Annotated in this window: 9 protein-coding genes and 1 pseudogene; 6 read left to right on the forward strand and 4 right to left on the reverse strand. The window is 62.3% G+C overall.

The annotated features are described in order from the left end of the window. Window positions 1-49 precede the first annotated feature (49 nt). A complete protein-coding gene (locus E4T66_RS20835) occupies window positions 50-808 on the forward strand; it encodes a 2OG-Fe dioxygenase family protein (RefSeq protein WP_136851990.1) in 759 nt (252 codons plus the stop codon). 57 nt (window positions 809-865) lie between these two features. Here the strand turns inward: E4T66_RS20835 and E4T66_RS20840 are convergent, their stop codons facing one another. The 3 genes from E4T66_RS20840 to E4T66_RS20850 all read right to left on the reverse strand — a co-directional run bounded on the left by E4T66_RS20840 (window position 866) and on the right by E4T66_RS20850 (window position 3,367). Beyond that, window positions 866-1,072, reverse strand: coding sequence for a hypothetical protein (locus E4T66_RS20840; protein WP_136851992.1), 207 nt, complete (start codon window positions 1,070-1,072; stop codon window positions 866-868). Window positions 1,073-1,250: 178 nt separating this feature from the next. Further along, on the reverse strand, window positions 1,251-1,799 hold the full coding sequence (locus E4T66_RS20845; RefSeq protein WP_136851994.1) for a glutathione peroxidase: 549 nt from the start codon (window positions 1,797-1,799) through the stop codon (window positions 1,251-1,253). A 149-nt stretch (window positions 1,800-1,948) separates the two neighbouring features. After that, window positions 1,949-3,367, reverse strand: coding sequence for an adenylate/guanylate cyclase domain-containing protein (locus E4T66_RS20850; protein WP_169577757.1), 1,419 nt, complete (start codon window positions 3,365-3,367; stop codon window positions 1,949-1,951). A 178-nt stretch (window positions 3,368-3,545) separates the two neighbouring features. On the opposite strand from E4T66_RS20850, the gene E4T66_RS20855 reads away from it, so the two are divergent. The 5 genes and pseudogenes from E4T66_RS20855 to E4T66_RS21765 form a co-directional block, all read left to right on the forward strand. Further along, complete coding sequence (locus tag E4T66_RS20855; RefSeq protein ID WP_136851998.1) at window positions 3,546-3,980, forward strand: hydrogenase; 435 nt, start codon at window positions 3,546-3,548, stop codon at window positions 3,978-3,980. 6 nt (window positions 3,981-3,986) lie between these two features. After that, complete coding sequence (locus E4T66_RS20860) at window positions 3,987-4,337, forward strand: hypothetical protein (RefSeq protein WP_136852000.1); 351 nt, start codon at window positions 3,987-3,989, stop codon at window positions 4,335-4,337. A gap of 112 nt (window positions 4,338-4,449) precedes the next feature. Then, on the forward strand, window positions 4,450-5,295 hold the full coding sequence (locus tag E4T66_RS20865; protein WP_136852002.1) for a hypothetical protein: 846 nt from the start codon (window positions 4,450-4,452) through the stop codon (window positions 5,293-5,295). Between the two features lie 859 nt (window positions 5,296-6,154). After that, window positions 6,155-6,793 (forward strand): hypothetical protein, encoded by a 639-nt coding sequence (locus E4T66_RS20870; protein WP_136852004.1) that lies wholly within the window; start codon window positions 6,155-6,157, stop codon window positions 6,791-6,793. 215 nt (window positions 6,794-7,008) lie between these two features. After that, window positions 7,009-7,239, forward strand: a pseudogene (locus E4T66_RS21765) (Hachiman antiphage defense system protein HamA); the annotation flags it as partial. A gap of 96 nt (window positions 7,240-7,335) precedes the next feature. Here the strand turns inward: E4T66_RS21765 and E4T66_RS21900 are convergent. Further along, on the reverse strand, window positions 7,336-7,423 hold an 88-nt coding region (locus tag E4T66_RS21900; RefSeq protein ID WP_367396750.1), incomplete at its 5' end, for an IS3 family transposase.

Below are 7,423 nucleotides of genomic sequence, written 5' to 3' on the forward strand. Positions count from 1 at the left end.
CGGCGCGCGTGGCATAAAGCCGCGCCCGTCGCCCCGCGGCGGCTCCACGATGAGCACACTGCCGCCCCCTCAGGATTTGATCGTCCGCCCGCTGCCCGAGCAGCAGGCACTGGCGCGTGCGCACTTCGCCTTTGTCGAGGCCGAGCGCATGCATGCGCTGCTGAACGCCACCGGCACGCTCACTGACTGGCCGGCGTTCGCCGCAAGCTGGGCCCGGCTGGAGCTGGATCAGCACATGGCCGACGGCGGCCGTTACCGCCGGCGCCGCCACGCGGTGTTCCATCTGCACGGCGCTGAGGCGCCGGTACGCCAGCCGCACCAGCCGCATTACCAGAGCCTCGACTACAACCCGCTCAACGGCGGCGTGAAACGCTGGTTCTCACCGATCGAAGACGCCATCGCCCACGGCGACACGCTGGACACGGTGCTGCGCTTCGGCGCGACCGTGTTCGCGCGCGATGACGAAGCCGACACGCGGTGGAAAGTGGAAGTCCACCAGTTCCGCATCGAAGCCCACCCCGAGCAGGCCGGCCTGCCGACGCCGGAAGGCATGCATCGCGACGGCGTGGATCACGTGCTGGTGTTGATGGTCTGCCGCCACAACATCGCCAGCGGCACCACGCGCATTCACGCGCTGGACGGACGCGAGCTGGGCAGCTTCACGCTGACGCGTCCGTTCGACACCGCGCTGGTCGACGACCATGAGGTCTACCACGGCGTCACCGCGGTACAGCCGCTGGATGCGGCGCTGCCGGCCTATCGCGACGTTCTGGTGGTCACCTACCGGCGTGAAGGCGGTGCTACCTGAAACCCTTCAGGCAGCACGCATAAGTCATCAGGAACTACGGGGCAGGAGCGCAAGCGCTCAGGCCGCGCGCGGCAGATGCGGATCGTTGGCTCCGCGGCGATGCAGCGGCGTCTGGTGTGCGACCGGCGCCTTCGGCGCGGAAACGGCGGGGCGCTGCTGCCGGGCAACACGCTGATCCCACCAGATCGTCAGCACCAGGGCGGCCAACGACAGGCCGGTGGACCACAACACGAAGTTCACAAAGGGCGCTGCATAGCTTTCCATGACACTCTCCAAACCATTCGTGCCACCCCGAACCGGGGTGAAACTCCACGACTGATCTTTCGACTGTCATTCAGCCGGTTTTGTTGCGCTGCAGCAAATGAAATTTTTCGATCGTTTAATTCAGAAAAACTAATCTATTCGCCCGCCCGGCCCGCAGCCGACCCGGACCGAACCCGCCTCAGCCCAGCCGCGTCGCCAGATCGGCGTCGATCTGCTCCGGCGTCACCGCCGGTTCGTAGCGCTGCACCGGCACGCCGTCCGGGCCGACCAGAAACTTGGTGAAGTTCCAGCGGATCGCGTCCGGCGCCAGATAGTCCGGGAACTTGCTCTTCAGGAACTGCGCCATGCGGTCGGACGCCAAGGCCGCCTCGTCGTACTCCGGCCCCGGCAAGGTGCTCGCCAGCGTGCGGTACAGCGGATGCGCGCCTGCGCCGTTCACCTCGATCTTGGCGAACAGCGGAAAGCTCACGTCGAACTTGGTCTCGCAGAACTGCTTGATCTCGTCCTCGCTGCCCGGCTCCTGCGCACCGAACTGGTTGCACGGAAAACCCAGCACCACCAGATCCTGCTCCGCGTACTTGCGCTGCAGCGCTTCCAGCCCGGCGTACTGCGGCGTCAGCCCGCACTGGCTGGCCACGTTCACCACCAGCAACCACTTGCCCGCGTAATCCGACAGCGGCTTCGGCTGTCCCTCGATCGATTGCATCGTGTACTGGTGAACGCTCATGCCGCATCTCCTTTGCCAATGGCGTGTTTTCGTTGCGGGCCAGCATAGACGCCGCCCACCGCATCGGACAACGCGCCCGCGCAGACAGCCATGCCGCTGCGCCCTGGCGCGTTGGAGATACACGACCTCCAACTCAGAAGCATGGCGCCTCAGCCGTTGGAAACCGCGTCCAGATTCTTGATCTCCTCAATCGCGTGATTGGCCTCGCTTCTAAAGCATCGATTGCGAAACCAGTCGCCAACCCCGCTGCCCACACTTGCCTTCAACGCCGGCAAGCTGCGCGGACTGCGCAGAACGCGCAACCGTTTGACGACGGCAAGCTTGTCCTCGCAGGTCCTGGCAGCGGTGAGGTCTTCGAGCGCCACCGTGACGGGATCCACGCGATCGGCAAGTCCCAGCTCGCGCAGCAACGCAACTGCTCGCATGCCGCCCTTGTCGTCAACCGCCGTGCGCGCAGCCAGAGCAGCGATGATGGGTGCGCTCGGATACTGCCTGATCAACGGAATCGCCAGATCACTGGCCCAACTCAGGCATGCAACCAGATTGCGCGCGAGTAACGCGTCGTCCTGCAATGCGGGATCCAGACTGAGCGCCTGCTCGTAGCCAGGGACTGCATCACGTCTGCGGTTTTCCTCGAACGCGGCATGCCCTCTGGCCAGCCAATCCCCGGCGAGACGCTGCTGCTCGGCACGCGGATCCGGCGCAGGGCTCGGCGCCATCTCCTCACTGCCAACATCATCAGGGTCGCCCGCCAACTCGCCCCCCACTGCACCCGGCACACCCGCGGCGACCTGCTGCAACGCCGGCAACAGCACCGGCAACGCGCTCCACAGCGCAGCGCCCAGCGCCACCACCAGCAACACCGCCGCAAGCACCCGCACTCTGCGGCCGCCTGTCGAGGTTCCATTCAGCGCAGGCAGCTTTACGGCGCGAACCCGGCTCAGCAGATTCGGGATGCCGGGACGTTTTTCCGCTGATCGGTGCATACCGCCATACAGCAATATGCCGGTACTGGCCTCCAGGTCCTCGCCTCCCGCAACCAGACGGTTCACCTGCCGGATCGGAACCTGAAACAGCATGACCTCTTCGGGGATGCCCTTCAGCTTGACCTTGCCGACGGGGGCGCTCGGCACCTCCGCCTTGTTCATCGACAGATAGACCGCTTCGGTGAAATAGATCAGATCGGGGGGCGTCATGCCCTCTACACGGGAGGCAACATTGACCGCCTCACCGAACACATCGCGCGAATCCACCCGCACCTCGCCAACATTGATCGCTACGCGGATGTGAATCTGGTCTTCCGATGCACGGCTCGTGTTGTACTCCGCCAACGCATCGTGCATCGCCATGCCGCAGTGAACCGCATCGGTGGGGGACCGAAACGTCACCAGCAGGGCGTCACCAATCGACTTCACACGCCGCCCGCCGAAATAGCCGATCAGCGGAAACAGAAGACGGTTGTGATCGTCGAGCATCGCGCGATTCTGAGCGCGTGATTGCAGCGAGGTGCGTTCGGTATAGCCGACGATGTCGGTAAACATCACCGTTAGATTTTCGGTCCGCGTCATTGGATGAACATCGGCCTGCACTGTCTGGCCGTGCAGTCTATCCCCGCGGAATGGTCGTGTGCAGTCCACCGGCTCCAAAACAAGCCGGGCTTTCTGCCGCGGGCGACGCAAAGCAGGGAAGTGCATACAAGCGTGGCGGGCTAAGCTACCGGCACGGAGCATGAATTCGGGGGCTGACATGAACACCGCATACGCACGCCGCCTGCTATGGCATGGCGTTCTGCTGTTTCTACTCGGACTCATCGTCGGCTTTGTCGTGCCGGCGCTGCACAACCCGCGCATGGGTCTCGCCTCGCATCTCGAAGGCGTCATGAACGGCACCTTCCTGCTCGCACTCGGGCTCGCATGGCGACATCTCAGCCTCAGCGCACGCAGCCAGACCGCGCTGTTCTGGCTCGCGCTCTACGGCACCTACGTCAACTGGGGCACCACCCTGCTGGCCGCTGCCTTCGGCACCAGCCGCAACACGCCGCTGGCCGGCGCCGGCTACAGCGGCGCGGCGTGGCAGGAGGCGCTGGTGGACTTCGGCCTCGTCAGCCTGTCCCTGGCAATGGTCAGCACCTGCCTGCTGGCGCTGTGGGGACTGCGCGGGCGCGAGCACCCGCCCCGCTAGCGCCGCATGGCCACCGCACATACACGACTGATCGCGATCAAGCTCGCCCATACCGTCGTGTGGGCGCTCTTCGCCGGCTGCGTCATCGGCATGCCCCTCGCCACGTTCCTCGGCCACCACCGCGCCGCACTGGGTCTGGCCGCGGCGGTGTTCGTCGAAGTGCTGATCCTGGCCTTCAATCGCTGGCGCTGCCCGCTCACCGGCGTTGCCGCCCACTACACCGACGACCGTCGCGACAACTTCGACATCTATCTGCCGCTGTGGCTGGCGAAGAACAACAAGCTGATCTTCGGCACGCTGTACGTCGTCGGCCTCATCTACACCGGCGCGGCGTGGATGCTGGCGCAAACCGAGTGAATGGTCAGCGTGAGAACCAGGCGGTTTTTCAGATTCGGATGTGAGTTGTTTACTGCGCCTGCGGCGCCGGGTTGCCGCCCGTTATCCTGACGACCTGACTGCAATAACGATCATGTCCGCCGCTCCGCGCCTCTACTGCATCCCCGCGACATCGGCGCCCGTCGTTGCCGTGTTCCGGCGCGGCCCGAGCGACTGGAGTCACGTCGGCCGCTGGTGGATCGACACCGGCGAATACGAAGCCGGCGCCTGGCTGCACGGCCGCCTGTTTCCCCGGCGCAGTGATGTTTCGCCGGATGGCCGCTACCTCTGTTACTTCGCTCATGCTCCGGGCGCACACGCACCGGGCACCGCAAAGCCACACGCGAACTGGCCACACGGCGACGCCTACATCGCCATCTCCCGCCTGCCCTGGCTGAAGGCACTGCACGCCTTCGCCACCGACGGCACCTGGACACGCGGCTATCACTTCGCCGCCCCCGACGACGACCCGGCACACGCCATCGCATTACCGATGCCCTACGCACTGCAGCCCACACCGCCGATACAGTTCGCCACCGAGCGCCAGCACGGCTGGGGCGAAGCCCCGGACTGTCCACCGCGTGATCCGCAGGACGTGTGGGATCAGCACCGCAACGCCATCCTGATCAAACGCCAACCCGGCGGAGAACGTGAACTGCGTGTCGAAAGCCTCGGCTGGCCCGGCGGCGAATTCGGCCGCGCACAAGCCGTGGACGGACTCCGCGTGCGTTATCACCTGATCGAACGCGAGCAGACAACCCTGTTGCACGACCTGCAATGGGCGGACTGGACCCGCGACGGCGCGTTGCTTTTGGCGACACGCGATGGTCATCTGCAACGACGTCGCCTCGATCCCCAGCCTCAGATCGAATACGACATCGATCTCAGCGCCCTGACGCCGGCCCCACAGCCCGCACCGGAATGGGCAGCACATTGGTAGCGGCAACAATCCGGGCTTCGCTTGCCGCCCGATGCGGGCGGGTGTTTAATCCGCTAACAACGTTTTCACAGCTGAAACGTAACCGCTGCGCCCGACCCGTCCCGTCGAGCCGGTAAAACAGGGAGGGACAGCTTTGAAAGAAGCGCATCATCGCCAGCAGTCCGCAGCCGGAAACCGTCTGCCGCCGCGTCGCGCGGAAATCTCCAGATGCTCACTGCACCAACTAATGGCAAATCCGTCGCTTCCGCGTCACCTCGGAAGCTGTGACGCTCGGGTTACATCCGCAACCGATCGATCTGCGGCGGGCGCACTGCAGCACGCAGTGACCCAATTCCCGGATGCGCCTCGATGTGCCCTGCCATTTCTATTGGTCCAGCAAATTGCTGACACGGAACATCCGAGAGGTCCGGGTTATATGGCATTTTTTCGTTGAATTGGCGTTGGACTGCATAGACAACTTGTCGAAACACCGCTGCGTGTCTCTCAGAGGCGGCCTCCTGAGACTGATGATGACGGGCCTCGTTTATGTTGCAGTTGGGCCAACCAGCTTTCTGGTTGGGTTTGTTGTTTCAGAAACCTGTTCCGTTATTGCGCAGTCAATCCAAAAGGAGGGTACTCATATGATCAATAAGGCTAAGGAGATGCTCCGATCGTTTGTGTGTCGTACAGAGAAGGCAGTCATCGCTTCTTGGGAGTCCCGCCTCCCTTACAGGCCCAGCCTGCTGATGAGCTCGTGAGAGTCGAGCGAAAAGGAACGAGAGATGCAGTCCAACAATTGGTTCCACCCGACGTCCCTGCCGCCACTTCGCGACGACAGGGTCGCGGGTGAACAGGGGCGATGGGCGTCAAGGAGACGACAGTGAAGTTTCGTTTCGACGCGCTCTTTGAGAAGGCGCAGCGCCTTGCAAGAAAGTACGGTGGAGATGTCAGCATCAACTTGCCCTTCATCACGGTTTCGGTAAAGCCCGACGACATTGAGAAGAAGGTTGCAAGAGAGCTTATGGTGCGCCTTCCGGACAAGCGCGTCCTAAACTCAAAAGAGTGCTGTGATAGTTGTATCGACCGATCGTTGGCGTCGATACAGGAGATTCGGAAGATTCTCGTTGAGAAGCAAGTAGAGCTATCCCATCTCCATAATGGCGGCTTGTACCTCCTCATCGAGTACATGGCAGAAGGAATTCGCCAGTTTTTGACGGACACAGAGCATCAAGAGGCCCGCGCGTTAGTCGAGGCGCACGGCACCATGCGCCCGCCCGATGACAGGGAGCAGTATTTCTCGGCACTCCAACAACTCCGCTTTCATATTCATAGCTGCCTATTGCAGGTCGCAAAGATCGCCGGCATGGAAACACCGAAAGTTGAGACTTATTTGCACTCAAGCGAGGAGTGGAACGAGATTTCGTATATCGCTCCAACCACCTCAGGAGCTCTGGAGCATGAACCCCAGCAAGCGATTCAAGGGCCAACGTCCCCGCCTTCGGCGGGGCAGCGCCCTTAATCTAGGCGTTGGGCTGCGTGAAATTGCGGCAGACAGGCGCAGCAAGACGGCCAAATTGAGACGAGAGTGGTGACTCTTTGAACGCATATGCAAATCTTCCAGAGCGGCTCCTCACCTGTCTGTATGACTCGACGACCGCGAACGAAGGGCAAGCTCTGTACTGTGCCGGATTCGAACTTCAAAAGTGGCGCTGTGACGCCCTGGCGGCCCATATCATGGAATGGATTGCGGACTATGCCCTCGTGGAGGAGGAGCTGAACGTCAGTCACGCCAACATGTATGTTCGGCTTCAGCAAGCTGCCGTCCGCATCTACACCAGTGACAACTATAAAAGGCGCGGTGAAGTTGGTGAAATAATCCTTCACGCCATTTGCCGCGACTTTTTTAAAACAGTTCCGTTCGCTCCCCGCGTTCACTACCTCACAGCTTCAAATGACGTTGTGAAGTCGTTTGATATGGTGCATGTCCGATACTTGGAGGGAGGCACATTTGAGCTTTGGCTAGGGGTGGACTTCCCCCAGAGCAGTAGACAATCCGGCGCCTCACAAAGCAGCCTGTTCAAAGGCCTCGGGACTGACGCCGCCGAGATGGCTGTGACGTCGGGTTCGATTGTAGAAGACCTCGATGTAA

It is taken from the genome of Sinimarinibacterium arenosum (genome assembly GCF_005047655.1).
Taxonomy (GTDB): Bacteria; Pseudomonadota; Gammaproteobacteria; order Nevskiales; family Nevskiaceae; genus Solimonas.

Bases quoted from the DNA above. Each gene is read 5' to 3' on its own strand.
- E4T66_RS20835 (WP_136851990.1), top strand. From the start codon at position 50: ATGAGCACACTGCCGCCCCCTCAGGATTTGATCGTCCGCCCGCTGCCC.
- E4T66_RS20840 (WP_136851992.1), bottom strand. From the start codon at position 1,072: ATGGAAAGCTATGCAGCGCCCTTTGTGAACTTCGTGTTGTGGTCCACC.
- E4T66_RS20845 (WP_136851994.1), bottom strand. From the start codon at position 1,799: ATGAGCGTTCACCAGTACACGATGCAATCGATCGAGGGACAGCCGAAG.
- E4T66_RS20850 (WP_169577757.1), bottom strand. From the start codon at position 3,367: ATGACGCGGACCGAAAATCTAACGGTGATGTTTACCGACATCGTCGGC.
- E4T66_RS20855 (WP_136851998.1), top strand. From the start codon at position 3,546: ATGAACACCGCATACGCACGCCGCCTGCTATGGCATGGCGTTCTGCTG.
- E4T66_RS20860 (WP_136852000.1), top strand. From the start codon at position 3,987: ATGGCCACCGCACATACACGACTGATCGCGATCAAGCTCGCCCATACC.
- E4T66_RS20865 (WP_136852002.1), top strand. From the start codon at position 4,450: ATGTCCGCCGCTCCGCGCCTCTACTGCATCCCCGCGACATCGGCGCCC.